We start from the raw sequence: 25,550 nt of genomic DNA, 5'->3' as shown, positions 1-25,550 counted from the left end.
GTCGTAAAATGATGCGTCGGTTGTATTTTTTTGCATATACGGCAGGGTTTTAGGCGTGCGATTAATTCTTATTCAATCTTATTTCCCGAGGCTCGCAGCGGTTTTGCATGAGGCAGAAGCACCTACCGCAGCGCAGCAGGAATGACGATCCCGCCTTCGCCGTCGACTTAGATAATCCAGTTGGGGCGCCGCATGTTTTTCATTGACCGTCTTCTGCAAAGCCGCCGAATTGTGACCAAGGTTCTCATCTTCGTGGTGCCGCTGGTGATCCTCATCGCCGGCGTCGGCCTGGTCGGCTATCACACGGCGAATATTCTGAACGGCCACATGACCGTGACGCGCGCGACGATCGAAAACATCAGCGATTTCGAGAATTTGCAGGCTGCCCTCCAGGAGTTCACGGGAGCGCCGTCCGCCGACACGCGTCAGGCGCTCGCCGACAAGATCGATGCGCAGGAGCAGGGCGTGCACCGGCTGAGCGGCCTGCTCAGCGACGATCAGCGCGCCAAGATCGTTCCTGTCAGCGATCTTGCGGCTAAGATGCGCACCCAGGAAGCAACGCTCTGGGCGATCCGGCAGAAGCAGGACAGCGATGTCGAGGCAATCCGCAAGGCAGTGCAGGGTGTGGAAGCCACCGGCAAGGCCGCTGCCAAGCAGATCGATATCATCCGCAAGGATTTCAGCGACAAGGAAACCTTCGCCAAGGAGCTGCTTTACGATGCCGCGGCCTATAAGGGGTTGTCGGAGAAGATGAGCAATCTGCGCATCCAGGTGCAGATGGCGGCCGACTCCACGGAAGAGGTCTCGGATGCGCGCACCTATGCCGACGCCATTCTGAAGCAGGTGGGGGTATCCAAGGCGTTGGTCTCCAAGCGCGGCGCCGGCCTTGTCAATAACGCCTCCGATGCCGCCGACAAGCTCGATGCCGTATTGAAGAGTTCCGACACGCCCGATCAGAAGGTCGAGGCGATGGGGCCGATCCTGCAGAGCTTCGTCAAGATCGAAGGCGACATGACGCTGCAGTCGGCCAAGAACAGCGACACTGCCGCTGGTCGCTTCGTCAGCCTCGACAAGATCATCGACGGTCAGAAGGAGCTTCTGGATCATGTCGATGAAGCGCTTGGGATCACCGACCGCCTGACGTTGCACGCATCGCGCATGGAAAATGTCCGCGATGCCGCGTCGCGCGAGCCTGTCATGGCCGATCTCAAGGATCTCCAGGTCGCGGCTGAGAAGATTTCGGCGCTCGGCCAGACCAATGCGACGATGCGCGATTTCGCGGCCCATATGCAGCCCTTGATCGACAGCCTGACGAACGGATCGGCCGACCTGCTGCAGACCGCAGCCGACTGGAAGACGACACGCGTCCAATCCAACGAATTGCTGGCCGATGCGATGACATCGCTTCGCAGTTTCGTCGCCCAGGCGCAGGAACTCGGCAAGGAAGACAGCGAGCGCTCGGCCAATGTTTCCGTGATCGCGATGATCCTCGGCACGCTGCTTGCCATCGTCGGCGGCCTGATGCTGGTGGAAACCCTGCGCGGACCGCTGAAGCGCGTCACCGAGATCATGACACGGCTTGCGAGCGGCGATCTGGAGGTAGCGATCGACGGACGCAATCGCGGCGACGAGATCGGCGACATGGTGCGTTCTGTCAGCGTCTTCCGGGACGCTGCATTGGAGAACGTCCGGTTGGAGCGGGAAGCGGAGAGCGCCCGGGCGCTTTCGGAGGAGGAGGCTACCCGTCGTGCCGCCGAGCGTGCCCGCATCGAAGCCGAGCAGAAGCAGGCCTTGAACGCGCTGGCGGATGTTCTTGCCAAGCTTGCCGACGGCAATCTGGAAGAAAGCATGCGCGAAGACCTTTCCGCTGATTTCGTCGAAATGGCCTTCACCTACAATCATGCCATCGAAGCCCTGCGCGAAACCCTGACGGATGTCCGTTACACGGCGGAAGAGATCAAGGGCGGCACCGGCAACCTTGCCACGTCGGCCGACGATCTGGCGCGCCGCACCGAACAGCAGGCGGCAGCCCTCGAGGAAAGCTCGCGGGCGCTGCACCGCCTGAGCGATGTCGTGCGCTCCACGGCGGACCGCGCGCGGCAGACGGCGACGTCGGTCAACGAGACGCAGGCCTATGCGAGCCAGTCCGGTGAAGTGGTCGCCAAGGCTGTCGGCGCGATGAGCGAGATCAACCGTTCGTCCGAGAAGATCGCCACCATCATCGGCGTTATCGATGAAATCGCCTTCCAGACCAATCTTCTGGCGCTGAACGCAGGCGTCGAGGCGGCGCGTGCCGGCGAGGCAGGCCGCGGCTTTGCAGTGGTGGCTCAGGAAGTGCGCGAGCTGGCACAACGCTGCGCCAATGCGGCAAAGGAAATCAAGGGCCTGATATCGGCCAGTTCCTCCCAGGTGCAGAATGGCGTTCGCCTCGTCGAGCAGACTGGTGCGGCATTGACGGAGATCATCAGCCATGTCACCGGCGTGCAGAGGCTGGTGGCCGATATTTCTTCGGCCACCACCGAACAGTCGACCAGCATCGAGGAAGTGACCCGCGCCGTCGCCGAAGTGGAGCTGATCACGCAGCGGAATGCAGCGATGGTCGAGGAGAACAATGCCGAGATCCACGGTTTGCGCCAGCGTGTCGACACGCTGTCCGAAAAGATCGATCGCTTCCGCACGGGGGACGGCGATGTGGGCTACGAACACCATGGTCCCGCAGAGGTCACGCGCTATCGTGCGGCCTGAAGTATTACATTAGTAGAATATCATAACTATTTGAAAAGCGCCGGCCAATGAGCCGGCGCTTTTCGATTCGGCTAAAACCTAAACAAGGCTGTGATCACAGCAAGCCCGGGGACAGCCGGACTTGCTCTTCACGCCAGCGCTGCCAGCGGCGGCGCAATTCGCCCGATCGCATGCCGATAGGTTCTTTAAGTATCTCGGCGGCGACAATCCGGTCAGTGCGGAAATGGCGGAAACCCTGTCGCAGCTCGCACCAAGCGACCAGCAGGCTGCTCGTCTCGGCATAGCCGAGGATCACCGGCCACACTGTTCGCTCGGTCTCCTCGCTTGCCTCGGAGCTGTAGCGGAGTCGCAGTTTCATGCCGTGACGGATTGCCGATCTGAGCAGCGACCCATCGACACGCTCTTCCGGCTTGCCGCTGGTCGGTCTTGCGCCGACGGTCGGCTCGACGATGAAGGGGCGCAGGCGCTCGGGAACAACAGCGGCGATCTTCGCGACCACATCGCGCGCCGCGTTGGCGAGCACCTTATCGGAATGGCCCGCGACCCACTGCGCGCCCAGCACCACCGCCTCCAGTTCGTCGGGCGCCAGCATCAGCGGCGGCATGTCGTAGCTTGCGGCAAGCAGATAGCCCAGCCCTGCCTCGCCTTCGATTGGAACCCGTTGGCCTATCAGATCCGCCACGTCGCGATAAACCGTGCGCTTCGAGACCTCCAGCTCTGCAGCCAGCGCGTTCGCGGTCACCGGTCGGGTCGATCGGCGGAGAATCTGGATGATCTGAAACAGTCGGTCGGCACGGCGCATCGCATACTTACTCCTGCTGCCAGTATGGTGGCAGCAGGGTTATGCGACAAGGGGTTCTGCAGAGCCGCAAAGGCTTTGTATGCAATCAAAAGGACCAGCTATGAAGTTCGCTTCCACCCGTATCATCGCGGCTGACATAAAGGCCATGGTCGCCTTCTATGAAATGATTACCGGGCTCCAGGCCGAATGGCTGGCCCCGGTCTTTGCCGAGATCCAGACGTCAGCGGCAACGTTGGCCATCGGCGCTGTCGAAACCGTTGCTCTTTGGAAAGAGGGAAGCGCCGAGCCCGGCGCCAATCGCACCGCCTGCATCGAATTCCAGGTCGCGGACATCGACGCCGAATACGAGCGCCTGAAGGACAAGGTTCCTCTAGTGCACGAGCTGAAGATGATGCCCTGGGGCAATAAGACCTTTCAGTTCCGCGACCCGGAGGGAACCGCGGTCTCGCTGTACATGCCGGCGACCGATGCGGCGAAAAAGCGCTTCGCGTCGCGCTAGTCGCGCTTGGCGAAGCGCGATCGGATCACCGGCTCCAAATGGAGCGTTTCACCATCGGCAGGTATCAGCAGGCGCGATGGATCGATACCGGCTGTATCCGCTGCCTGGCGAAGGTCTTGTCGCGTTATCGTCGCATGGTCGAGCGCTTCCATATGGGTTGCGACGACGATTGCTTGCGGGGCGAGGCGGCTGAGCGCGACCGTCTGCTCCGCATCCATGACGATGAGATCGCCGTCCCAGCGCGCGCCGCAGGAATGGGTGATGATGACGTCGGGGGAGATCTGCTGGATCGTCTCGGCAACCGGCGGGTAGAGCACGGTATCGCCTGCCCAATAGACGGTGGGTTCGCCGGCAGCCTCCAGCGTGAAGCCGATAACATGTCCCATTTTCTCCACGACCGGGCCGAGACCGTGGCTGCCTTGCCGCGGCGTGATCGTTATCCCTTGCCAGACCGTAGTCTCGTTCAGGGATCTAACATCAGCGAATCCACTTTCCCTGATAGAGCCTTCGTCGCCAGGCTGGCAGAGGAGCGGCAGGGCCTTCGGGACGCGTTTCTTCGCCACGGAATCGAAGTGATCGGTATGCAGGTGCGACACAATCACCAGCTCCACCCCTTGGAGAATGTCGTCGATCGCGCGGGGCAATTCCGTCATTGGATTGGGGGAGCGGCCGGTAAAGGACGGGAGACTGTGGCGCGGCGCGAAATAGGGGTCGATCAACAGCAGATGGCCGCCATAGTTGATCTTCAGCGTCGCATTGCGAATGAGCTCAAGCTGCATTTTGATTTTCTCGAGGTCGGCTAGCCGCCGGTGACGCTCATGTGGCGCGCGACAGCCGGCCGGTTATGGGTACGGTCGATGATGAAGTCATGACCTTTCGGCTTGCGGGTGATCGCTTCGTCGATCGCGGCATAAAGGAGAGCGTCATCTTCCGTCGCACGCAGCGCCGTACGCAAATCGGCGGCGTCGTTCTGTCCGAGACACATGTAGAGCGTGCCCGTGCAGGTGAGTCGCACGCGGTTGCAGCTTTCGCAGAAATTATGCGTCATCGGCGTGATAAAACCGAGCCTTCCGCCGGTTTCCTCCACCTTGACATAACGGGCCGGGCCGCCTGTCTTGTAGGGGATATCGGACAGTGTGAATTGTTGCTCCAGGTCGGCGCGCAGCTGGGAGAGCGGCAGGTATTGATCGGTGCGATCCTCATCGATCTCACCCATCGGCATCGTCTCGATGACGGTCAGGTCCATGCCCCGGCCGTGGGCGAACCGCAGCAGCTCGGGAATTTCGGCCTCGTTGAAGCCCTTGAGAGCGACGGCATTGAGCTTGATCTTCAGGCCGGCTCTTTGTGCTGCGTCGATGCCCTCCATCACCTTGGCGAAATCGCCCCAACGGGTGATGCTGCGGAATTTGTCGGGGTCGAGCGTGTCGAGCGAGACGTTGATGCGCCGCACGCCACAATCGTAGAGTTCGTCGGCATGGCGGGCGAGCTGCGAACCGTTCGTCGTCAAGGTCAATTCGTCGAGCGCACCGTCACCGACATGCTTTCCGAGTTCGCGGACCAGAAACATGATGTTCTTGCGCACCAGCGGCTCGCCGCCGGTGAGCCTGATCTTGCGCACGCCCTTGGCGATGAAGGCGGAACAGAGGCGATTGAGCTCTTCGAGCGTCAACAGATCCTTCTTCGGCAGGAAGGTCATGTGCTCGGCCATGCAGTAAGTGCAGCGGAAGTCGCAGCGGTCGGTGACCGAGACGCGCAGATAGGTGACCGCCCGTCCGAAAGGGTCAACCATCGGGGACGCATCCGCCACAAGCGGCGATCCATTGCCTATCGTACCAACAATGCTATTCACACAAACCTCCATTACACTGCTAATGTGTGCATAGGCGATTGTTGCGTCAAGGAAAATGCATTTTGATTGCACTTGCGCGTGAACGAACGGCGGCATAATTCTCGAACAGGCATTGAAACGCATGGAAAAAGCGATGAGTGACGTCTGGCCGACCGAATTGAGGGTAACGAAGGACCGCCATCACCTTGTGGTGAGCTTCAACGACGGAACGAGCTTCGATTTGCCTGCCGAGATGCTGCGGGTGTTATCGCCTTCCGCCGAAGTGCAGGGACATGGACCGGGGCAGAAGATCACCGTACCGGGCAAGCGCAATGTCGGCATCATGTCGATGACGCCAACAGGCAATTATGCGGTGCGCATCGGTTTCGACGATATGCACGATACCGGTATTTTCACCTGGCCCTATCTGCGCGAACTCGGCGAGAAGGGCGCGGAGCTCTTTGCGGCCTACGAAGCCGAACTGAAGGAAAAAGGCCTCAGCCGCGACACGGCTGCAAGGCCACATTAGCATTGGCGCATCAATGGGAAAAGGACGTAGGTAGGCATGGTCCTTGGGGGTAGGGTAAGCTGGCTTCGCGCCAAGGGTGGCAAGAACGAGAGCAAGGTCTCTTTCGTTGAGCTGTTTTTCGATCTGGTGTTCGTTTTCTCGATTTCCCAGCTTGCGCATTCCCTGGCGGAGCACTTCACGCCGCTGGGAGCCCTGGAATCCGTCATACTGATCTTTGCGGTATGGTGGGTATGGGTCTTCACGGCTTGGGTCACGAACTGGCTCGATCCCGACCGTATGCCTGTGCGCATCATGCTGTTCGTTCTGATGTTCGCCGGGCTTATACTGTCTTCCGCTATTCCCGATGCCTTTGGCGAGAAGGCGATTTTCTTTGCGGGCGCCTATGTCTTCATGCAGGTTGGCCGTTCCCTGTTTACGGTCTATGCCCTCAGGGATGTCAGCCCCGCCAATCACCGCAATTTCCTTCGCATCACTTCTTGGCTGGTCCTGTCCGGCGTCTTCTGGATCGTTGGCGCGTTGATGGAAGGCGAGATGCGGGTGGGTCTCTGGCTGGCCGCGCTCGCGATCGAATATTCAGCGCCTGCGCTCGGCTTCCGGGTTCCGGGTCTCGGCAAGTCAACGGCTGCGGATTGGGACGTATCCGGCGCGCATATCGCCGAACGCTGCGCGTTGTTCATCATCATCTGCCTCGGCGAAGCTGTCCTTCAGGCCGGCAAGACCTTTGCCGAACAGCCGGTCTCGCCTTTGATCGTCGCGGTGTTCATCACCGCTTTCGCCGGCACTGTTGCCTTGTGGTGGATTTACTTCCAGTTCGGGCATGAGCGTGCGGCCCACCGCATAGAGCATGACGACACGCCCGGCAGCCTTGCGCGGCAGGCCTTTACCTATGCGCATATCCCTATTCTTGCGGGCATCATCCTGAGCGTGGTTGGCGACGAATTCCTGTTCGCGCATCCGCACGACCAGGCCGATATGCACACCGCCGCTGCCATTCTCGGCGGCCCGGCCGTGTTCCTGATCGGAAATCTCTGGTTCAAGGGGGTGACGACCGGCCGGCCGCCACTGTCGCATCTGGTAGGCCTCGTCGGATTGGGATTGTTGCTTTTCACCTTGCCGGAGGTCGTGGTCTACCAACTCGGCATTCTCGCAACAGCCGTGCTCGTCGTCGTGGCGATCTGGGAGTTTGCGTCCCTGACAAGGGTTGTCCCGTCGGCGCGCTCGACCGGCGATCACTGATCGCCGGCCGTCTCCAGAGGTTCGCTCTCGTCCTGCATCAGCAGGCTGACGATACGCTCCATATGCACAGTCATTCTCTCACACTCTTCGATAGGTGCATGCGACAGCATGCGGTCGATGAGAGCGGTTTGAATGGTCATGGCCTCTTCCGTGACGCGCCGGCCCGCCTCTGTCAGATGGAGGCGCAGAACGCGCTTGTCCTGCTTATCTCCACGGCGTTCGATCAGGCCGCGGTTCTCCATCTGCGGCAGCAGCATGCTCATGTTGGACCGGCCGACCAGCAGCTTGCGCGCTAGCTCCTGCTGGGAGATACCCTCGAAGCGAAACAGATTGATGAGAATGTCGAGGTGCGGCGGCTTGATGTCGAGATGCGCGAGCGCGCGACCGAGCGATTGCTGCATCAGCTGGCAGGCGCGCGCCACGGCGATCCAGCTTCGAAAACGCGGATGGTCCCAGGGAAGGGATTGATTTTTGTTCATCGTTGTACTTTATTGTTCATAGTTGAACATTTCTGGATTCCCACTATGCCATCCTTTGCGCTCAAGGTCACCCGGTCGGGATTATCCGGTCTCGGCAGGCTTTCTCCGGAGCTCGCCGGCAAGGCAGCTTTCAGGCTTTTCTGCCTGACGCCGTCGCGGCGGCCTCGCGGCTCCAAGGCCAGGGCGGCACATATGGAGGGCAGACAACGTCTTGTTACGGCCGAACAGGTCATGCTGTCCTTTCCGGGCGGCAGGGCGATGGCCTATCGTTTCAACGGAGGAGCCAAGGGGCCACGCAAGCGCTACCTTGTTGTGCATGGTTGGGGTTCCAGCAGCGAATATATGTCTGAGCTAACCGTTTTTCTGGCGAATACGGGGGCGGAAGTGGTCTCGCTCGACCTTCCAGGCCACGGCCGCTCGGCCGGACGTTTTCTCAATGTGCGCCTTGCGGTTTCCGCTATCGCGGCTGCCTCCACCCGCTTCGGTGCCCTGGATGGCGCCATCGGGCACTCCTTCGGCGGAGCGTCGCTGGCGCTTGCCTCCGCGGGCTTTCTGCCTGGGATCGAGCCGCTCCAGACGGAGAGATTGGTATTGATCGGAGCGCCGAGTGCCATGGGATGGCTGTTCAGGGATTTTGGTGAGTTGATGGGCCTTGGCCCTGCAACCCAGATGGCGTTGGAGGCGGAGGCCGGGCGTGTCACAGGGCGGGCGCTTGCCGCCTATGACGAACGGCGCGGCATTCTCAATCCAGGCATGCCGGTTCTCGTCGTCCATGCCGAGGACGACAAGGAAGTGAGTGCCGACCATGCCCGCGCCTATGCCGTCGGGGGCGGGAATGTTCGCCTCTTCTGGGCCAACGGGTTCGGGCATCGGCGCATCGTCAGCGCCGCTCCGGTGCTCGAGGCGATAAGTGCCTTTCTTTCGGAGACGGTCAAAACGGGAAATTCGCACGAGGACGGCGACGGGACGGTGCTGTCGTTTTACCGAACTCCAGTACGGCGCTTATCGTAGCAACGGGATGCGCCGCGCCGGATTCGCGCCGCCGAGCCGCTTCGGCAAACAAAACCGCCGGCGTGCCTGGGAAGGCAGCGCCGGCGGTTGGCTGGCTTCATTTCTAGTTCTTGTAGATGAGCCAACTTTTGGTGAAATCCTTCTGCATGCTTTCCTGGTAGACATTGCTGCAGTTGCGGCCGGCATTCTTGGCGCAATAGAGTGCGAGATCGGCCTTCTTGTAGAGCTCGCCGGGCTCCGAAGCTTCGGAACCCATGCAGATGCCGAGCGATATGGTGATCGGACCGTAGTCGATCTTCGTTCGTGAATTCTTGAACGGCGTCGTTCCCAGGGCGCGGCGGATCCGCTCGGAAATCGCCGTGACCTCTTCCACCGTGGTGCCTTCCAGAATCAGTGCGAACTCCTCGCCGCCGACGCGAGCCACGAAGACATCACGCTGGACATTGGCGCGGAGAATAGAGGCGACGGTGGCAAGGATCTTGTCGCCGACCGGGTGGCCGTGGGTATCGTTGATCTTCTTGAAATGATCGATGTCGGCCAGCACGAGCGCCGTCGTCGGACGGGTCAGCCGGTTGCCGAAGACGGAGGCCAGGCGATCCTCGAAGGCGCGGCGGTTGGAAAGCCGCGTCAGCGCGTCGGTATTGGCGATGCGCTTGTATTCGTCCAGTTCCTTGCGAACCTCATCCATTTCCTGGCTGCGCTGCGCGACGTTCTCAACGGTTTTTTCGCCCTGAGCCATGGTGTCACCGGTCGCGACCGTGAGCATATCGATGGCGTTGCGCAGCAGGTCAGCGCTGTTGTTGCTTCTGGAGGTTATGCGTTCGGTGGTTTCGCCGAGCAGCCGGTTGTAGCTTTCGAGCGTGGCCTGCTCCTGCCGCAGCGCGCGAAGGATGGCGTCCAGCTCCGTGGTCAGGCGTACGTGCGCGTCATCGAAGATACGGCCCGCATGGACGGAGAAATACTTGGCCCCGATCGCGTCCAATTCCTCCTGCGTGGCGCTGCTCCCGAGAGCGGCCAGCTCACGGGTCAGAGTAGGATTGGATCCGATATAGGCCTCGTAGAATAGCTCGTAATTGCGCGGAATAGCTGCGACCCCCATGGATCGCATGGCGTAGGTAATCTGCCCTGCCACGTCGGGAGTTTGCGCCCTCGGCGCAATCGCCGTACTCATCGGTGAGCTCCGTTATATGTCAACTAAATCACTATTTTTACTTATACCAAGATTCTTTGAAAAATATTAAGAGGATGACCGTGGAAATTCATTCGCAAATATAGATTTATTCAAATGTTTTATAGCTAAAGCATTTTTTACTAAGGAAGGCGCCAGTGGCGCCTTCCTTGGACCCGGATTGCCTAGATATTGTTACCCTAGGTTGAGCTCCTGAAAGAAGTCGTTGCCCTTGTCGTCGATGACGATGAAGGCGGGGAAATCCTGAACCTCGATTTTCCAGACGGCTTCCATGCCAAGTTCGGGATATTCCAGCACCTCGACCTTCTTGATGCAATCCTGAGCCAGGCGCGCAGCCGGACCGCCGATCGAGCCGAGATAGAATCCGCCATGCGTCTTGCAGGCCTCGCGCACGGCGCGCGAACGGTTGCCCTTGGCGAGCATGATCATCGAACCGCCGAACGACTGGAACTGATCGACATAGCTGTCCATGCGGCCTGCCGTCGTCGGACCGAAGGAGCCGGATGCGTAGCCGGCGGGCGTCTTGGCCGGGCCGGCATAGTAGACCGGATGGTTCTTCAGATATTCGGGCATGCCTTCGCCTTTTTCCAGGCGTTCGCGGATCTTCGCATGCGCCAGGTCGCGCGCCACGATGATGGTGCCGGTCAAGGACAGGCGTGTCTTGACCGGATGCTGCGACAGCTCGGAAAGGACATCGGTCATCGGCCTGTTGAGATCGATGCGAACCGTCGATTCGGAAAGCTTCGCCTCGTCGATCTCAGGCATATATTTCGACGGATCGGTCTCAAGCTGCTCGATGAAGATGCCGTCGCGGGTGATCTTGCCCTTGGCCTGACGGTCGGCTGAGCAGGAGACACCGAGACCGATCGGCAGCGAGGCGCCGTGGCGGGGCAGGCGGATGACGCGGACATCGTGGCAGAAATACTTGCCGCCGAACTGCGCGCCAACGCCGAGGCTCTGCGTGAGCTTATGGATTTCCTTTTCCATTTCGATATCCCGGAAGGCGTGCCCGCTTTCGGAGCCCTCCGTGGGAAGACAGTCCAGGTAGCGTGTCGAGGCAAGCTTGACCGTCTTGAGGGTCATCTCGGCCGATGTGCCGCCGATGACGATGGCGAGATGATACGGAGGACAGGCCGCCGTGCCGAGCGTCAGGATCTTCTCCTTGAGGAAGTCCAGCATGCGGTCGTGCGTCAGCAGCGATGGCGTGCCTTGATAAAGGAAGGTCTTGTTGGCCGAACCGCCGCCCTTGGCCACGAAGAGAAATTCGTAGGCGTCGGTGCCTTCCTCATAGATATCGATCTGCGCCGGCAGGTTGTTCTTGGTGTTCTTTTCCTCGAACATCTTGATAGGGGCGAGCTGCGAATAGCGCAGGTTCTTCTTCTCGTAGGCGTCGAGCACGCCCTTGGCCAGCGCACTGCTGTCGCCGCCTTCGGTCCAGACGCGGCGGCCTTTCTTGCCCATGATGATCGCGGTGCCCGTATCCTGGCACATGGGCAGCACGCCGCCGGCGGCGATGTTGGCGTTCTTCAACAGATCATAGGCCACGAAACGATCGTTGTCGGTCGCTTCCGGGTCTTCGAGGATTGACGCCAATTGTTTCAGATGGCCCGGGCGCAGCAGATGGTTGATATCGGCGAAGGCTGTCTCGGCTAGCAGCCGGATGCCTTCCGGATCGACGGTCAGGATTTCCTGGCCCTTGAATGCGTCGACGGAGACGTAATCGCTGGAAATCTTGCGGTAGGGGGTCGTGTCGTCGCCGAGTGGAAATAGATCGTCAGCCATTTGGGAAACCTTTCAAGCCGGATGGCGGAGGAAGATGTTTGGAAACGATCTAGATCCGGCTCGAACCAAAAGCAATTGCTTGGCTGCCGCTAAGGAGTTTCAAAGCAGCAGATCGTCGATGGAAAGATGCGCAGGTCGGGTGGGTCCTCCCATGCCGAGACCTTTTGCCCGGCCTCTCACCCTGGCCCTCTCCCCGCACCGCGGGGCGAGGGGACGACCAAGCAAGACAACGGTCGCTCCACACGGATGGAAGGTCTGTGATTTAACGCGGTAAACTCCCTCTCCCCGCATGAGCGGGGAGAGGGTTGGGGGAAGGGGCCAGGCAGGCAATTGAGTCACCGGCGGGTGTGCCTGACCTCACCGAATGACGAACCTATTTCGGCCCGATCATCGTTTCCGGGCGGACGATGGCATCATATTCTTCCGAGGAGACCAGTCCGCTCGCCAAAGCTTCTTCCTTCAACGTCGTGCCGTTCTTGTGTGCCGTCTTGGCGATCTTGGCGGCATTGTCGTAGCCGATTTTCGGCGCGAGCGCCGTCACCAGCATCAGCGAACGTTCCAGGCCAGCCCTGATGTTATCCTCGCGAGCTTCGATGCCGACAACGCAATTGTCGGTGAAGGAGATGGCGGCATCGCCGAGCAGCTGCACCGACTGCAGGAAATTGTAGGCCATCATCGGATTGTAGACATTGAGCTCGAAGTGCCCCTGGCTGTCGGCAAAGGTCAGGGCGGCATTGTTGCCGAAGATATGGATGCAGACTTGGGTCATCGCCTCGCACTGCGTCGGATTGACCTTGCCCGGCATGATCGACGAGCCCGGCTCGTTTTCCGGCAGCGCCAGTTCGCCGAGACCGGAGCGCGGGCCCGAGCCGAGCAGGCGGATGTCATTGGCGATCTTGAAGAGCGCAGCCGCTGCCGCGTTGATCGCGCCGTGGCTGAACACCATCGAGTCATGCGCGGCAAGCGCCTCGAACTTGTTCGGGGCCGTGACGAAGGGCAGGCCGGTGATCCCAGCGATTTCGTTTGCCACCTTCTCGGCAAAGCCGATCGGCGCGTTGAGACCGGTACCGACGGCCGTGCCGCCCTGGGCAAGTTCGCAGAGACCCGGCAATGTCAGCTCTATTCGCTTGATGGCCGAGGCGACCTGGGCGGCATAGCCGGAAAACTCCTGGCCCAGCGTCAGCGGCGTTGCATCCTGCGTATGGGTACGGCCGATCTTGATGATATGGGCGAAATCGGCGACCTTCTTTTCCAGCGCCGCGTGCAGATGCCGCAGAGCCGGCAGCAGGTGATGAGCGATCTCTTCGGCGCAGGCAATGTGCATCGCGGTCGGATAGGTGTCGTTCGACGACTGGCTCATGTTCACGTGATCGTTCGGATGGACGGGCTTCTTCGAGCCCATGACGCCGCCCAGCATTTCGATCGCGCGGTTGGAGATCACCTCATTGGCGTTCATGTTCGACTGCGTGCCGGAGCCGGTCTGCCAGACAACAAGCGGAAAATGGTCGTTGAGTTTGCCGTCGATGACTTCCTGCGCGGCAGCGACGATCACTTTACCGAGAGCAGGGTCCAGCTGGCCAAGCTCCATGTTGGTTCGCGCAGCTGCCTGTTTGACGATGCCGAGGGCGCGTATGACCGAGAGAGGCTGCTTTTCCCAGCCGATCTTGAAGTTGCCGAGCGAGCGCTGCGCTTGCGCGCCCCAATAGCGGTCGCTGGCGACTTCGATCGGGCCAAAAGTATCGGTTTCGGTGCGGGTGGAAGTCATGTTCCTGATCCTGCTTTCCATTGAAATAGATAGCAGTCATATAGGCCGGAACGACGCTTATGAAAACACCGAAGGGGCTATTTCATGACAGGGGTGATCATGTTTTCACGCGCCCGCTCAGGCGTGCTCTTTTTAACACGCTCCGTAGATATTCTTGAAGGCGTTTTTTCCGTCGCGCAAAAATCTCAGGAAATTTCAATAGAAGATTAACCAATAATTTCATAATTTTGTGTGAATTAAATCGTGGAAAACGTCTCCGCTTTGTAACGTGAAGTTGAGGCATTGAACGAAAGGCGGGGTCTCGCCGTTTTCATTGTAGTCGTTATACGATGTTTCCGACATCGCGGCCGGGTTGAAAACAGCACCGCTAGCTCGAAGTTACCGCTCGACAAGGGACTGATTACAGAATGAAACTCGTCACCAAAGCCACAGCATCCGTCCTGGCTCTCTCCTGTTGCCTTTCCGCCATCGGCGTCACGTCCGCGAACGCCATGACCCTCATGGATTTCATCCGCGGTGGTCAGGGGCGTCAGCAGAGCACGCAAGTGTCTGCTCCGGTTCCTGCCAACCCGGCGCAAACAATGATGGAGCCCGGGCAGGCCAAGCTGCCGCTTCCCACGGTCAGCGCGCCGAAATATTATACCTACAAGGCAGACGCGATGCGTCTGGTGTCGACGACGCATTTTGCCGATCCGGTAGTGACCGGAGCCGTTGCCGATGCATCGCCTGCACCGGTTGCCGTCGATACCGAGTTGTCGCAGCGCCGCTACCTTGCCGATGCCCACGTCATGGCCACCAACGATGTGGCCAAGGCAATCGAGTCCTATTACGCTGATCAGAACAAGCCGTTGCTTTGGATCGCCGATCATGCTGTCACCGACAAGGCGAAGGCTGCGATGGCCGTTCTCGCCGACGCCGGTTCCGTCGGTCTCGACCCCTCGGATTATGCGGTGACGCCGCCGAGCTTCGACGCCGCCGCCGACCCGGTGATGCGCGACCGCGCCCTCACGCAATTCGAGCTGGCGCTCTCCAGCAAGGTGCTGATGTTCGTCCAGGATACGGTCCGTGGCCGTCTCGACCCGAACAGGATCTCCGGCTATCACGATTTCAAGCGCAAGGACGTCAATCTGCCGGCTACGCTCGACCTGCTGCGCGCCAGCCCGGACGTTGCCGCCTATCTCAACAGCCGCAATCCTTCCAACCAGCAATTTGTACTGCTGAAGGCCGAGCTTGCGAAGCTCAGGGCGGAGGCCAGTTCCGATGGTAGCCATATTTCCATCTCTTTGACCGGCACTCTGAAGCCGGGCGGCAGCTCGCCGGAGATGGCCAATATCGTCAAGGCGATCCAGCATCGCGGATCTGATGCGCTGAAGACCGCGCATGCCGGCGTTCTTGCTTCCTATCTGGGCACACCGGATTATACGCCCGACCTCGTGTCGCTGGTCGAAGACTTCCAGAAAGAAAAGGGACTGACCTCGGACGGCGTGATCGGCCCGTCTTCGGTTCGCGCCATGGTCGGCGAGAACAACGACACGAAAATCCAGAAGCTGATCATTGCCATGGAACAGCTGCGCTGGTTGCCGCCTGAACTCGGACCGCGCTACGTCCTGATCAACCAGCCGGCATTCATGGTCTATTACTACAACAATAACCAGGAACAGCTGTCGATGCGCGTCGTCGTCGGCGGCAAGCAGCATCAGACCTTCTTCTTTGAAAATCAGGTGCAGACCGTCGAGTTCAATCCGTTTTGGGGTGTTCCGCAATCGATCATCATCAATGAGATGCTGCCAAAGCTGCGCGCCGATCCGAACTATCTCGATCGCATGGGTTACCAGGTCGAAGTCGGTGGCCAAGCCGTGGCATCGTCCAGCGTCGACTGGTATGGCTCGACCAAGAACATCTCCGTGCGCCAGCCGCCCAGCGGCGACAATGCTCTCGGCGAACTGAAGATCCTCTTTCCGAATTCGCATGCGATCTACATGCATGACACGCCGCAGAAGAGCTTCTTCACGAAAGACATGCGCGCGCTCAGCCATGGTTGCGTCCGCCTTGCCGATCCGCGCGCGATGGCTGCCGCCGTCCTGAACACCACGGTCGATGATGTCGCCAAGCAGATCGCAGACGGCCAGAACAAGGCCGTCGCCGTGCCGCAGAAGTTCCCGATCTACATCGCCTACTTCACCGCCTGGCCGAACAAGGACGGCGTTGTCCAATATTTCAACGACGTCTACGACCGCGACGCGGCGACTCAGAAGGCGCTCGATACGACCACCAAGTCGCGCACGGCTCAGATTTGAGTTGAGCGTAACGTCGAGAGACAAAAGGGCGGCCGATCGGCCGCCCTTTTGCAATTGTCCAGATATGCCCCACGCTTGGCTTCAAGACGCCTTTACGATCGTTTTAGTCCTTCGCCTCGATACGCCATTCACGGCTACCGAAGGTCACGTCGAAGCGCGATAGAAAGGAGCGGCCGAGCAGGCCGTCGACCTCGCCGCCCAGCGCCGCGTCGTTATCGAGTACAACGGCGGTGATGTCACTGGCCTCCACGCGCCCGACCTTCACTGTTGCAGCGGTGGTGTGCGTGGCCTGAGAAACGCCATTAGCCGTCTGAAGCAAAATTCCATTGTTGCCATCCACTTGCAATTTGGCTCGTGTGGCAAAGACCTTGCTCACTGCTACGAAGCTCGCTCCGGTGTCCACGATAAACGTGCCGTCCGTGCCATTGATCGAGACCTTGGCAAGGATAACGTTCTTGCCTTGTGTCGGGAACCGATCGCTGCCGGTGGCGTAGGTCGAGGCGCATTTACCCTTGTTTTCGTATTCCTTGATAATGCCATGCACGACCGCCGTGTCATTGCGGTCGGGATTGGTGGATACCCAGAGCTGAAGTGGACTGATCGCCTCGCAGTACTGGCCAAGTTCGCGATAACTGTTCGAGATTCCCTCGAATACGGTGCCATTCAATATCGCGATATTGTCAGTTAGACCGATGACCGAATAGTAGTCGTCGATGGCGTCACGATATTTCTTTGCACTTTCGCGAATCTGCGCACGCTGAAAATAATATCCGGGCATTCCCGGTGACATTGCTATCAAGTCATTCGAGATCTTCAACGCTTCGTCGAAATCGCTGAGGTCGCCAAGTATTTTGACTGCGGCGCTCAGGGCGACGTTAGAGGGCTTGCACTTGTTGGAGAAGGCAATGAAGACCTTGGCTGCCTCGCGGCGGTAACCTTGTTTCTGCAGTTCATCTGCAAATTTGTAAACGGCATTCCAGTCGCAATGCTCGCGGCGCAGCATATCGAGATAGTTTGCCATTGTCGCTCGACCGGCGACGACGTTCGGCAGGGGATCGATGCCGAAATGTTGGTAGACGGCCAGAAGCGCCGGATCGGGTGCGGCGTAAGTCGCGTTATCGACGTAGCCGATGATGCGGTCACCATAGATGTAGAACCAAATTCCCGCGCATAATGCGGCGAAAATAATGAGTGTCCGGACAATTGGAGCAAGCCATCCCCTGCGGGTTGGCAACCTGCCGCCATTGCGGTCTTCGGGATCTGCTGTGAGCAAGCGGGCACTCCAACAACGAATTACCTTCCTGCCTTGACGCCAATCCCGGGTGAGCGTTTTCATTCCGGTGGTCTTGGAGCAGGCAGCGAAACGTCGCTAAGTTGTGTCGCAATCGCGCGAATCCCGCAAGGCCCTCTGCAACCTCGCGAACTGAACCAACAGGGATTTTGATAGTCTCAGGCGGCGAGCAGCCCCTCGACGAGTTCGGGCGTGAGTTCGTCGTAGTGGTAGATGATGCGGCTCGGGCCGAGCGTTTCGATACCAACATCGGAATAGCCGAAGGGGACGGCGATCGAGGGGACGCCGGCGTTGCGGGCGACAAGAATATCGTTGACGCTGTCGCCGATCATGACGGTGCGGCCGATATCGCCGCCGGCGCGCTCGACGGTGCCGATCAGGTGCTCGGCATTAGGCTTGCGCACGGCAAACGTGTCGCCGCCGGTGATGGTTTCGAAATAATGCGTGAGATCGAGCCTATCGAGAAGCGTGCGTGCGAGGGATTCCATCTTGTTCGTGCAGACGGCCAGCTTGTAGCCCTTGCTCTTCAGCGCGCCGAGTGCAGCCACGAGCCCGGGATAGGGTTGCGTGACGCCCGGCATCGTCTCTGAATAATGGGTAATGAAGCGCTGCATCAGGGTGGGCAATTCCTCCGAGGTCAGCGTATAGCCATGCAGCTTGCAGGCCCGTTCGATCATCACCTGCGCGCCATAGCCGACGAGGTGCGTCACGTCGTCATAGCTGACCGGTGGAAGCTTGAGCGCGGCGATCGTGTGGTTCAGGCTGATGATGAGATCTGCGTGCGTGTCCAGCAGCGTGCCATCGAGATCGAATACGACAAGAGGAGATGTCACGAGGAATCGGCCTTTGTATAAGAAGAAATAGAGCGTCTTTCGGAGTTAGAAGATCGCGCGGGCAATTGCAACAGAAGGCCCGGGAAGCCTCGGCAAAGAGGCGCGGGGATTTCTATCTTGTGCCGTTATTTTGGCTTTCGTTTGGCTGGAGAGCCGTGTAAACAGCAGACCAACGTAACAATGGGAGCAGGTGGCGCATGGACGCCCGCCAGATGAAGATTGAGGCTGCGAGGGCGGCCCTGACCTATGTCGAGAGCGGCATGCGGCTGGGGATCGGCACGGGCAGCACGGCGGAGGAGTTCGTTCGGCTGCTCGCCGAGAAAGTCGCGTCCGGGCTCTCGATCGAGGGTGTTCCGACCTCGGAACGGACGGCAAAGCTTTGCAATGAGTTGGGCGTGCCGCTAAAGTCGCTCGACGAGCTTCCTGCACTCGACCTCACCATTGACGGTGCCGACGAACTGGACGGTGCGCTCACTCTGATCAAGGGCGGTGGTGGCGCGCTGCTGCGTGAAAAGATCGTCGCAGCCTCGTCGGCCCGCATGATCGTGATTGCCGACGAAAGCAAGCTCGTTCAGACGCTTGGCGCGTTTCCGCTGCCGATCGAAGTCAATCCTTTCGGCCTTGCTTCGACGCGCATCCTCATCGAGAAGGCTGCGTCGCGTCTCGGCCTGTCGGGCGCGCTCAACCTGCGCGGCTCGGGTGACCATACCTTCGTCACCGATGGCGGACATTTTATTATTGATGCATCTTTCGGCCGCATTCCTGATGCAGAGGCGCTGTCGAATGCGCTCAATTCGATTCCCGGCGTTGTCGAACACGGGCTCTTTATCAATATGGCGACATTGGCGATCATTGCCGGCCCTGCCGGTGCGCGCACGTTGCAGGCGAACAATACATAGGAGCACTCATCTCATGATCAAATTTGCGGGTCTTGGCCGTTTTGCCGCTGCAACCATCCTTCTTTCGGGCATCGCGTTCGGCTCTGTCAGCGCTCAGGAAGTATCCGAGGACCAGATCAAGGCTGCCCGCGCCGCGATCAACGCGCTCGGCATCACCAATCAGTTCGACAACATCCTGCCGAACCTCGCCGAGCAGCTGAAGAGCACGATGATCCAAGCCAATCCGAACTTTGGCGACGCGATCAATTCGACGGTTGACGCCACTGCTCTGGCGCTCGCGCCGCGCCGCGCCGATCTCGAGCACGAAGCCGCCGTCACCTACGCCAAAGCCTTCTCGGCGGAAGAGCTCAAGGCAATCGCCGATTTCTACAATTCGGAGGCCGGCAAGAAGCTTCTGAAGGATGGTCCGCTGGCGACGCGCGAGCTTTACAAGGCCGCCGATATCTGGAGCCAGGGTATTTCGCGTGATCTAGCCAACCAGAGCAATGATGCTTTGCAGAAGGTTGTCAAGCAGCCGGTTGTCGCGCCGAATGCAGGCGCTGCCGCACAGCCTGCGCCGAAGCAGTAAACCGCAATTCTTTGCTGCGATCGTTCTCGAAACTGTGTTTCACGTTTTCGGGATAATCGGCAGGCGGTTGCAAATTCAAAGCCCGGATCATTCCGGGCTTTTCTTTTTATGCTCCGGCTTCCTATATGAATGCCGACCCCCATCAGCGCTTTGCGCGCCTTGTCATGTCTACAGGAGCCACCGATGCCTTCGTTTGATTTCGACCTTTTCGTGATTGGCGGCGGCTCCGGCGGCGTGCGCGGCGCGCGCGTGGCGGCATCGCTCGGCAAGAAGGTCGGCATTGCCGAGGAGTATCGCTACGGCGGCACCTGCGTCATTCGCGGCTGCGTGCCGAAGAAGCTTTTTGTCTATGCTTCGCAGTACAGCGAGCATTTCGAGGATGCGGCCGGTTTCGGCTGGACGGTCGGCGAAAGCAGCTTCGACTGGACGAAGTTGATCGAGGCGAAAGATAAGGAAATCGCACGGCTTGAAGGGCTCTATCGCAAGGGGCTCGACAATGCCAAGGCTGACATATTCGACACGCGCGCCGAACTCGTGGACGCTCATACAGTCCGCCTGTTGAAGACCGGGCAGACGGTGACTGCGGAAACCATCGTCATCGCGACCGGCGGTCGGCCGAACCTGCATACGTCCTTGCCCGGTTATGAGCTTTGCATTTCCTCGAACGAAGCTTTCCATCTGGCAGAGCTGCCAAAGTCGATCCTGATCGCCGGCGGCGGCTATATCGCCGTCGAATTCGCCAATATCTTCCATGGACTCGGCGTCGAGACGACGCTGATCTACCGCGGCGCCGAGATCCTGTCGCGCTTCGACCAGGATCTGCGCAAGGGCCTGCATGAGGCGATGGAGGAAAAGGGCATCCGCGTTCTTTGCCACGACATCATCACGAGCGTGGAGAAGACGGAGAATGGGCTCAGCGTCCGGACGAAGAACGACAAGGCCTTGACGGTCGATACGGTCATGCTTGCACTCGGCCGCACGCCGAATACCGCAAATCTCGGACTGGAAGCAGCCGGCGTCGCCATCAACGAGCAGGGCGCCATCGTCGTCGACGAATATTCGCGCACTTCCGTGCCGAACATCTATGCCCTCGGCGACGTCACCGATCGGGTCCAGCTGACGCCGGTGGCCATCCACGAGGCGATGTGCTTCATCGAAACCGTCTACAAAAACAATCCGACGCGGCCGGATCATGAGCTGATCCCGACGGCCGTCTTCTCGCAGCCGGAGATCGGCACGGTCGGCCTGACCGAAGAGGACGCGGCCAAGCGTTATCCGGAGCTCGAGGTCTATCGCGCGCAGTTTCGGCCGATGAAGGCGACGCTTTCGGGCCGCAATGAGAAGATGATCATGAAGCTGATCGTCAATGCCGCCGACCGCAAGGTGATCGGCGCGCATATTCTCGGCCATGATGCCGGCGAGATGGCGCAGCTGCTCGGCATACCCATCAAGGCGGGCTGCACCAAGGACGATTTCGACCGCACCATGGCAGTTCATCCGACCGCGTCGGAAGAACTGGTGACGATGTATTCGCCGAGCTATCGCATTAGCAATGGCGAGCGCGTGTAACGGATTGGATCGGCGCAGTCGTCGCCAGCGCCATAAAAGATTCGCACAGTAGTTCGCCCGCCTTTGCAAGCGACCGGCAAAGGTTTATAAGCGCGCGTTATTTACGACGGGACGCCCGGCAAAGACCGGGTGCACAAGCAGGTGAGTGAGATGGCACAGAATTGGACACCCAGCAGTTGGCGGCAGAAACCGATCCAGCAGGTGCCGGAATATCCGGACCCGGCGGCACTGGCGGCAACGGAAGCGCAGCTTGCAAGCTATCCGCCGCTCGTTTTTGCCGGTGAAGCCCGCCGTCTGAAAGCGCATCTTGCCAATGTCGCCGAAGGCAACGGTTTTCTGCTGCAAGGCGGCGACTGCGCCGAAAGCTTCGCCGAGCATGGCGCCGACACGATCCGCGACTTCTTCCGCGCGTTCCTGCAGATGGCCGTCGTGCTGACGTTCGGCGCTCAGCTGCCTGTCGTGAAGGTCGGTCGCATCGCCGGTCAGTTCGCCAAGCCGCGTTCCTCGGGCATCGAGACACAGGCCGGCGTATCTCTGCCGAGCTACCGCGGTGACATCGTCAACGGCATCGAATTCACCGAGGAAGCGCGCATTCCCAATCCGGAACGTCAGATGATGGCTTACCGCCAGTCTGCCGCGACGCTCAACCTGCTGCGCGCCTTCGCCATGGGCGGCTACGCCAACCTCGAAAACGTCCACAAATGGATGCTCGGCTTCGTCAAGGACAGCCCGCAGGGCGAGCGCTACCGCAAGCTTGCCGATCGCATCAGCGAGACCATGGATTTCATGAAGGCGATCGGCATTACGTCCGATAGCAATGCGAGCCTGCGCGAGACCGATTTCTTCACCAGCCATGAGGCGCTGCTGCTCGGTTATGAAGAGGCGTTCACCCGCGTCGATTCCACTTCGGGCGATTGGTACGCCACCTCAGGCCACATGCTCTGGATCGGCGACCGTACGCGCCAGGCCGACCATGCGCATGTCGAATATTTCCGCGGCATCAAGAACCCGATCGGCCTGAAGTGCGGCCCTTCGTTGCAGGCTGACGATCTGCTCAACCTGATCGATATCCTCAACCCGCAGAACGAGGCCGGCCGTCTGACGCTGATCTGCCGTTTCGGCCACGACAAGGTTGCCGACAACCTGCCGCGGCTCATCCGCGCCGTCGAGAAGGAAGGCCGCAAGGTCGTCTGGTCCTGCGACCCGATGCACGGCAATACGATCACCCTCAACAACTACAAGACGCGTCCCTTCGAGCGCATTCTGTCGGAAGTCGAAAGCTTCTTCCAGATTCACCGCGCCGAAGGCACGCATCCGGGCGGCATCCACATCGAGATGACCGGCAAGGACGTGACCGAATGCACCGGCGGCGCCCGCGCTGTCGGCGCCGAAGATCTACAGGATCGTTACCACACCCATTGCGACCCGCGTCTCAATGCCGACCAGGCACTCGAGCTAGCCTTCCTGCTTGCCGAGCGGATGAAGGGCGGCCGCGACGAGAAGCGTCTGCGCGCCCACGGCTGAGGGAAAACGGATCTCTGATTTATCAAACGGGCCGGCGAAAGCCGGCCCGTTTGCATTTGTGCCGGATAGATCAATCCGGCTGAAGATGCGTTTCATTTCTTTGAGATTGACCGGCATATCGTTCTCGGGAAGGTTCCATGAAAAAGGGGAGCGACTATGAACGACGAACATACCGGCGCGTGCCTTTGCGGCAGCGTACGTTTCAAGACACGTGGCAAGCTACGGGAGGTCGTCGCCTGCCATTGTTCGCAGTGCCGCAAGCAGACCGGGCTCTACTATGCCGCCACCAACGTTCCGATCGGCAACCTCCTCATCGAGGGGGAAGAGGCAATCACCTGGTATCGCGCCAGCACATTTGCCCGTCGCGGCTTCTGCAAGACCTGCGGCTCGGCGCTGTTCTGGGCGGCTGACGGGGCCGAGGAAATCTCGATCATGGCCGGGCTTTTCGACCCACCGAGCGGTCTTGAGATCGCCTATCATATCTACTGCGCCGACAAGGGCGATTACTACGATATCACCGATGGGCTGCCGCAATACAGGCAGGGGCGGCCGGGGCTGCTCACGGCAGGATCCTCGGAATAGACGTTGCTATTGGAACGCTTTTGCATTTGTCGATCGCTTACGACTTCCGCACCATCGCCTCGATTGCCGACCCTACGACTTGGGGCACAAAGGTCAGCATCGAAATCAAAGACCATTTCCACATGGCTTTGTATTGTTCTTGCTGAGTCATATCGGGGGCTGCGATCAATTCCTTTCTGAAGTAGATGCAAAAGGCCAAAGCGACACTGGAGAGCACCACAAAAAGCGCTAAGGATACGAAGGCGGCCCTTCGGCCCATCGAGGAGAGGCAGGCGATCACGATGACCGTCAGAACGCAGGCGAGAGCAGCGCCGGTCGAGAGCGCTGCATCCGACCATTGCGGGTGAACGAGTTCCGTGCCGCGAAAGATTCCCTGCCATGCGGCAATCCAGCTCAATAGGGCTGTCGGTGTGAACCGAAGTAGAGTGCCAAAGACTTTCATTGCGATGCTTCGACCCATGCAGGCGCGAAAAACGAACCGACAACGATCTTATTGCGATCAAGAATCTCGTATCTCGCATTTTCGAGCGTCGGATTCTTCGGCATTGCGACGGTGAAGCTGATCTCATTTGCTTCGGAGCTGGGGACTTTCCAACTCATGTCCTTGAAGGAGGAGGCGGTACGCAGATAGGCGGCGGCCTGGCTTTCGCCTTCGAGTTTGATGGTCAGGTCAAGAGGGTCGCCATCGTTACGGCCCTCAATGCGGGAAACCATGTAGACTATCTTCTGCCGGTAGGCTTCGCCATCCAGGAGGGTTGATGTCTTTCCCTCGACCTTGAGCATCGTTTCGTGAGGCGTTTCGTTATCTGAGGGAACGAAGAGTTTGAAGAACGTGTCCATGTAGTCGGGGATTTTTTCGAGGATTCTATCTCCGACGCTCGTCGGGCTTGGCCGGCAACCCTGCGCCTCCTGCTTTTGCATTTGCGCGCTATCGCTGCCGTGGCCAAGATAGGGATCCACCAATGTTTGGGAGAGCGGCCCATATTCAAGGCAGGAGTGGGCGTCGATTGTCTGCCGCGTTACGAAGGTTCTCGCGGAAGGCACCGCTTCGCCAGGAACCACATAGCTTTTCGGACCTGGAATTTTCCAGTCTATCCAGAGATCCTTGTCGCCGTCGTTTTTCACGCAGCTTTCATAGACTTCAACATTTGCATCCCGGTAGACGCGGCTGGAGGTTTCGAACGCGACATCGCCGAGTTGATGGGATTTTATGATCTTGCTGGGGCACTCATCCGCCAAGACACCATAGACCGGGGCGGCAAAAACTATCGTCGTCGAAAACGCGCCCACAAAGAAACTGCGAAATTTCGTGCGGTAACCTGGCATCAGCGGCCTCGCTCGGTGATCGCGTTCGGGAATGAAATCTCTGCAAATATACAGAGATTTCACTTATATTCGTCGCACAGGCGGAACTTAATATTCGTGGAAAAATACTATGATTGGGGAGAAATATACTATCTTTTAGGCGGCACTGAAAGTCTTAATTATTTGAGACTCCGCTGCTTTTTTCCTCAATTCTCTTCCTGAGTGAAGAGAATTCCTCGCGCAATGCCGAAAGCTCCGTCAGCACCTGCATGTCGATTTTCTGGTGCAGCGAGAGGACTTCGAGTTCTGCCTTGAGATTGACCTCATAGTCCTTGGCTGCTTCGAAGCGATCCCGTTCGGTCTGGCGGTTCTGGGACATCATGATGATCGGCGCTTGGATGGCGGCGATCATGGAGAGGACGAGGTTGAGGAAGATGAAAGGGTAGGGATCGAAGGCGCGGGTGAGGAGTACGATGGTGTTGACGACACACCAGAAGACCAGGAACAGCAGGAAGCAGACGATGAAGGCCCAGGAGCCTCCAACACGGGCGATGCCGTCGGCGAGGCGTTCGCCATAGGACGCATTGGCGGAGAAGGCCGCGTTGATATCGGTCGAGACGATCTTGCGCTCATGCGCTTTCTTGAGCACGCGCTTTTCTGTCTCGCCCAGCTCTTCGGCCGTCTTGTCGAAATGCTGGTGGACGAAATTTGGCAGATTGTACATGAGGATACTCCGGGGGCTTGATCGTCTTTGAGCGCCAAGTATTCGACTGCCCAACGAAAATGCAACGCGAAAAGGGTTGCAGCATGGTGGATC

24 protein-coding genes are annotated in these 25,550 nt (G+C 59.3%); 12 read left to right on the top strand and 12 right to left on the bottom strand.

Annotated elements, in window-relative coordinates:
* Positions 1-192 precede the first annotated feature (192 nt).
* Positions 193-2,745 (top strand): methyl-accepting chemotaxis protein, encoded by a 2,553-nt coding sequence (locus tag AB8B29_RS08370; RefSeq protein ID WP_112440302.1) that lies wholly within the window; start codon positions 193-195, stop codon positions 2,743-2,745.
* A gap of 94 nt (positions 2,746-2,839) precedes the next feature.
* Here the strand turns inward: AB8B29_RS08370 and AB8B29_RS08365 are convergent, their stop codons facing one another.
* Positions 2,840-3,547 carry a helix-turn-helix transcriptional regulator gene (locus tag AB8B29_RS08365; protein ID WP_047556538.1) on the bottom strand — a complete coding sequence of 236 codons (708 nt, stop codon included), beginning with the start codon at positions 3,545-3,547 and terminating at the stop codon, positions 2,840-2,842.
* 100 nt (positions 3,548-3,647) lie between these two features.
* Between AB8B29_RS08365 and AB8B29_RS08360 the strand changes: the two genes are divergently transcribed.
* Complete coding sequence (locus AB8B29_RS08360) at positions 3,648-4,046, top strand: VOC family protein (RefSeq protein ID WP_047556540.1); 399 nt, start codon at positions 3,648-3,650, stop codon at positions 4,044-4,046.
* Here the strand turns inward: AB8B29_RS08360 and AB8B29_RS08355 are convergent.
* Together AB8B29_RS08355 and moaA are read right to left on the bottom strand one after the other, a co-directional pair.
* Positions 4,043-4,825 carry an MBL fold metallo-hydrolase gene (locus AB8B29_RS08355; RefSeq protein WP_047556541.1) on the bottom strand — a complete coding sequence of 261 codons (783 nt, stop codon included), beginning with the start codon at positions 4,823-4,825 and terminating at the stop codon, positions 4,043-4,045. The two genes, AB8B29_RS08360 and AB8B29_RS08355, sit on opposite strands and share 4 nt — an antisense overlap.
* A 20-nt stretch (positions 4,826-4,845) precedes the next feature.
* Complete coding sequence (gene moaA / locus AB8B29_RS08350; protein WP_047556770.1) at positions 4,846-5,895, bottom strand: GTP 3',8-cyclase MoaA; 1,050 nt, start codon at positions 5,893-5,895, stop codon at positions 4,846-4,848.
* 133 nt (positions 5,896-6,028) lie between these two features.
* On the opposite strand from moaA, the gene AB8B29_RS08345 reads away from it, so the two are divergent.
* Together AB8B29_RS08345 and AB8B29_RS08340 are read left to right on the top strand one after the other, a co-directional pair.
* Positions 6,029-6,403 (top strand): gamma-butyrobetaine hydroxylase-like domain-containing protein, encoded by a 375-nt coding sequence (locus AB8B29_RS08345; protein ID WP_037202465.1) that lies wholly within the window; start codon positions 6,029-6,031, stop codon positions 6,401-6,403.
* Positions 6,404-6,439: 36 nt separating this feature from the next.
* A complete protein-coding gene (locus AB8B29_RS08340) occupies positions 6,440-7,639 on the top strand; it encodes a low temperature requirement protein A (RefSeq protein WP_037202463.1) in 1,200 nt (399 codons plus the stop codon).
* On the opposite strand, the gene AB8B29_RS08335 is transcribed toward AB8B29_RS08340, so the two are convergent.
* Complete coding sequence (locus AB8B29_RS08335) at positions 7,633-8,118, bottom strand: MarR family transcriptional regulator (protein ID WP_047556544.1); 486 nt, start codon at positions 8,116-8,118, stop codon at positions 7,633-7,635. The two genes, AB8B29_RS08340 and AB8B29_RS08335, sit on opposite strands and share 7 nt — an antisense overlap.
* 45 nt (positions 8,119-8,163) lie before the next feature.
* Between AB8B29_RS08335 and AB8B29_RS08330 the strand changes: the two genes are divergently transcribed.
* Positions 8,164-9,129 (top strand): alpha/beta hydrolase, encoded by a 966-nt coding sequence (locus tag AB8B29_RS08330; protein WP_047556546.1) that lies wholly within the window; start codon positions 8,164-8,166, stop codon positions 9,127-9,129.
* Positions 9,130-9,232: 103 nt separating this feature from the next.
* Here the strand turns inward: AB8B29_RS08330 and AB8B29_RS08325 are convergent, their stop codons facing one another.
* The 3 genes from AB8B29_RS08325 to fumC all read right to left on the bottom strand — a co-directional run bounded on the left by AB8B29_RS08325 (position 9,233) and on the right by fumC (position 13,865).
* A complete protein-coding gene (locus tag AB8B29_RS08325) occupies positions 9,233-10,300 on the bottom strand; it encodes a GGDEF domain-containing protein (RefSeq protein ID WP_037202454.1) in 1,068 nt (355 codons plus the stop codon).
* A gap of 192 nt (positions 10,301-10,492) precedes the next feature.
* Positions 10,493-12,100, bottom strand: coding sequence for a fumarate hydratase (locus AB8B29_RS08320; protein WP_047638271.1), 1,608 nt, complete (start codon positions 12,098-12,100; stop codon positions 10,493-10,495).
* Positions 12,101-12,473: 373 nt separating this feature from the next.
* Positions 12,474-13,865, bottom strand: a complete 1,392-nt coding sequence (gene fumC / locus AB8B29_RS08315) for a class II fumarate hydratase (protein ID WP_047556772.1) — start codon at positions 13,863-13,865, stop codon at positions 12,474-12,476.
* Between the two features lie 84 nt (positions 13,866-13,949).
* Here fumC and AB8B29_RS08310 point away from each other — a divergent pair, with 84 nt between their 5' ends.
* Together AB8B29_RS08310 and AB8B29_RS08305 are read left to right on the top strand one after the other, a co-directional pair.
* Positions 13,950-14,075: a hypothetical protein gene (locus AB8B29_RS08310; RefSeq protein WP_280951429.1), complete on the top strand. Its 126-nt coding sequence runs from the start codon at positions 13,950-13,952 to the stop codon at positions 14,073-14,075.
* Positions 14,076-14,272: 197 nt separating this feature from the next.
* On the top strand, positions 14,273-16,162 hold the full coding sequence (locus AB8B29_RS08305; RefSeq protein WP_439006380.1) for a L,D-transpeptidase family protein: 1,890 nt from the start codon (positions 14,273-14,275) through the stop codon (positions 16,160-16,162).
* Positions 16,163-16,265: 103 nt separating this feature from the next.
* Here the strand turns inward: AB8B29_RS08305 and AB8B29_RS08300 are convergent, their stop codons facing one another.
* Together AB8B29_RS08300 and AB8B29_RS08295 are read right to left on the bottom strand one after the other, a co-directional pair.
* Positions 16,266-17,435 carry a retroviral-like aspartic protease family protein gene (locus AB8B29_RS08300; RefSeq protein WP_051964409.1) on the bottom strand — a complete coding sequence of 390 codons (1,170 nt, stop codon included), beginning with the start codon at positions 17,433-17,435 and terminating at the stop codon, positions 16,266-16,268.
* 176 nt (positions 17,436-17,611) lie between these two features.
* On the bottom strand, positions 17,612-18,286 hold the full coding sequence (locus tag AB8B29_RS08295; protein WP_037202444.1) for an HAD family hydrolase: 675 nt from the start codon (positions 18,284-18,286) through the stop codon (positions 17,612-17,614).
* A gap of 197 nt (positions 18,287-18,483) precedes the next feature.
* On the opposite strand from AB8B29_RS08295, the gene rpiA reads away from it, so the two are divergent.
* From rpiA to AB8B29_RS08270, 5 genes are all read left to right on the top strand, one after another.
* The gene (gene rpiA / locus AB8B29_RS08290; protein ID WP_037202443.1) at positions 18,484-19,185 is read left to right on the top strand and encodes a ribose-5-phosphate isomerase RpiA; all 702 of its coding nucleotides are present in this window, start codon (positions 18,484-18,486) and stop codon (positions 19,183-19,185) included.
* Between the two features lie 13 nt (positions 19,186-19,198).
* The gene (locus AB8B29_RS08285) at positions 19,199-19,753 is read left to right on the top strand and encodes a DUF2059 domain-containing protein (protein WP_037202441.1); all 555 of its coding nucleotides are present in this window, start codon (positions 19,199-19,201) and stop codon (positions 19,751-19,753) included.
* Positions 19,754-19,936: 183 nt separating this feature from the next.
* Positions 19,937-21,322 (top strand): glutathione-disulfide reductase, encoded by a 1,386-nt coding sequence (gene gor / locus AB8B29_RS08280; RefSeq protein WP_037202440.1) that lies wholly within the window; start codon positions 19,937-19,939, stop codon positions 21,320-21,322.
* Positions 21,323-21,472: 150 nt separating this feature from the next.
* A complete protein-coding gene (locus tag AB8B29_RS08275; protein WP_037202438.1) occupies positions 21,473-22,846 on the top strand; it encodes a class II 3-deoxy-7-phosphoheptulonate synthase in 1,374 nt (457 codons plus the stop codon).
* A gap of 156 nt (positions 22,847-23,002) precedes the next feature.
* Positions 23,003-23,428 (top strand): GFA family protein, encoded by a 426-nt coding sequence (locus AB8B29_RS08270; protein ID WP_112440300.1) that lies wholly within the window; start codon positions 23,003-23,005, stop codon positions 23,426-23,428.
* A gap of 37 nt (positions 23,429-23,465) precedes the next feature.
* On the opposite strand, the gene AB8B29_RS08265 is transcribed toward AB8B29_RS08270, so the two are convergent.
* From AB8B29_RS08265 to AB8B29_RS08255, 3 genes are all read right to left on the bottom strand, one after another.
* Positions 23,466-23,870, bottom strand: coding sequence for a hypothetical protein (locus tag AB8B29_RS08265; protein WP_037202435.1), 405 nt, complete (start codon positions 23,868-23,870; stop codon positions 23,466-23,468).
* Complete coding sequence (locus AB8B29_RS08260; protein ID WP_113118664.1) at positions 23,867-24,754, bottom strand: hypothetical protein; 888 nt, start codon at positions 24,752-24,754, stop codon at positions 23,867-23,869. The genes AB8B29_RS08265 and AB8B29_RS08260 overlap by 4 nt, the downstream gene beginning before the upstream one ends.
* Positions 24,755-24,908: 154 nt before the next feature.
* On the bottom strand, positions 24,909-25,457 hold the full coding sequence (locus tag AB8B29_RS08255) for a DUF1003 domain-containing protein (protein ID WP_037202433.1): 549 nt from the start codon (positions 25,455-25,457) through the stop codon (positions 24,909-24,911).
* Positions 25,458-25,550 lie beyond the last annotated feature (93 nt).

It is taken from the genome of Rhizobium sp. 11_C7_N12_5, from assembly GCF_051811145.1.
Taxonomy (GTDB): domain Bacteria; phylum Pseudomonadota; class Alphaproteobacteria; order Rhizobiales; family Rhizobiaceae; genus Rhizobium; species Rhizobium lusitanum.
Note: the sequence above shows the minus strand (reverse complement) of the source record. Positions and strands in the feature narration are given on the sequence as shown.

What these genes read in the sequence shown, in the direction of transcription:
- rpiA (WP_037202443.1), top strand. Translation starts at nt 18,484, where the DNA reads ATGGACGCCCGCCAGATGAAGATTGAGGCTGCGAGGGCGGCCCTGACC.
- gor (WP_037202440.1), top strand. Translation starts at nt 19,937, where the DNA reads ATGCCTTCGTTTGATTTCGACCTTTTCGTGATTGGCGGCGGCTCCGGC.
- AB8B29_RS08310 (WP_280951429.1), top strand. Translation starts at nt 13,950, where the DNA reads ATGACAGGGGTGATCATGTTTTCACGCGCCCGCTCAGGCGTGCTCTTT.
- AB8B29_RS08285 (WP_037202441.1), top strand. Translation starts at nt 19,199, where the DNA reads ATGATCAAATTTGCGGGTCTTGGCCGTTTTGCCGCTGCAACCATCCTT.
- AB8B29_RS08370 (WP_112440302.1), top strand. Translation starts at nt 193, where the DNA reads ATGTTTTTCATTGACCGTCTTCTGCAAAGCCGCCGAATTGTGACCAAG.
- AB8B29_RS08355 (WP_047556541.1), bottom strand. Translation starts at nt 4,825, where the DNA reads ATGCAGCTTGAGCTCATTCGCAATGCGACGCTGAAGATCAACTATGGC.
- AB8B29_RS08330 (WP_047556546.1), top strand. Translation starts at nt 8,164, where the DNA reads ATGCCATCCTTTGCGCTCAAGGTCACCCGGTCGGGATTATCCGGTCTC.
- AB8B29_RS08320 (WP_047638271.1), bottom strand. Translation starts at nt 12,100, where the DNA reads ATGGCTGACGATCTATTTCCACTCGGCGACGACACGACCCCCTACCGC.
- AB8B29_RS08305 (WP_439006380.1), top strand. Translation starts at nt 14,273, where the DNA reads ATGAAACTCGTCACCAAAGCCACAGCATCCGTCCTGGCTCTCTCCTGT.
- AB8B29_RS08265 (WP_037202435.1), bottom strand. Translation starts at nt 23,870, where the DNA reads ATGAAAGTCTTTGGCACTCTACTTCGGTTCACACCGACAGCCCTATTG.
- AB8B29_RS08335 (WP_047556544.1), bottom strand. Translation starts at nt 8,118, where the DNA reads ATGAACAAAAATCAATCCCTTCCCTGGGACCATCCGCGTTTTCGAAGC.
- AB8B29_RS08325 (WP_037202454.1), bottom strand. Translation starts at nt 10,300, where the DNA reads ATGAGTACGGCGATTGCGCCGAGGGCGCAAACTCCCGACGTGGCAGGG.
- AB8B29_RS08275 (WP_037202438.1), top strand. Translation starts at nt 21,473, where the DNA reads ATGGCACAGAATTGGACACCCAGCAGTTGGCGGCAGAAACCGATCCAG.
- AB8B29_RS08360 (WP_047556540.1), top strand. Translation starts at nt 3,648, where the DNA reads ATGAAGTTCGCTTCCACCCGTATCATCGCGGCTGACATAAAGGCCATG.
- AB8B29_RS08260 (WP_113118664.1), bottom strand. Translation starts at nt 24,754, where the DNA reads ATGCCAGGTTACCGCACGAAATTTCGCAGTTTCTTTGTGGGCGCGTTT.
- AB8B29_RS08365 (WP_047556538.1), bottom strand. Translation starts at nt 3,547, where the DNA reads ATGCGCCGTGCCGACCGACTGTTTCAGATCATCCAGATTCTCCGCCGA.
- fumC (WP_047556772.1), bottom strand. Translation starts at nt 13,865, where the DNA reads ATGACTTCCACCCGCACCGAAACCGATACTTTTGGCCCGATCGAAGTC.
- AB8B29_RS08345 (WP_037202465.1), top strand. Translation starts at nt 6,029, where the DNA reads ATGAGTGACGTCTGGCCGACCGAATTGAGGGTAACGAAGGACCGCCAT.
- AB8B29_RS08270 (WP_112440300.1), top strand. Translation starts at nt 23,003, where the DNA reads ATGAACGACGAACATACCGGCGCGTGCCTTTGCGGCAGCGTACGTTTC.
- AB8B29_RS08255 (WP_037202433.1), bottom strand. Translation starts at nt 25,457, where the DNA reads ATGTACAATCTGCCAAATTTCGTCCACCAGCATTTCGACAAGACGGCC.
- AB8B29_RS08340 (WP_037202463.1), top strand. Translation starts at nt 6,440, where the DNA reads ATGGTCCTTGGGGGTAGGGTAAGCTGGCTTCGCGCCAAGGGTGGCAAG.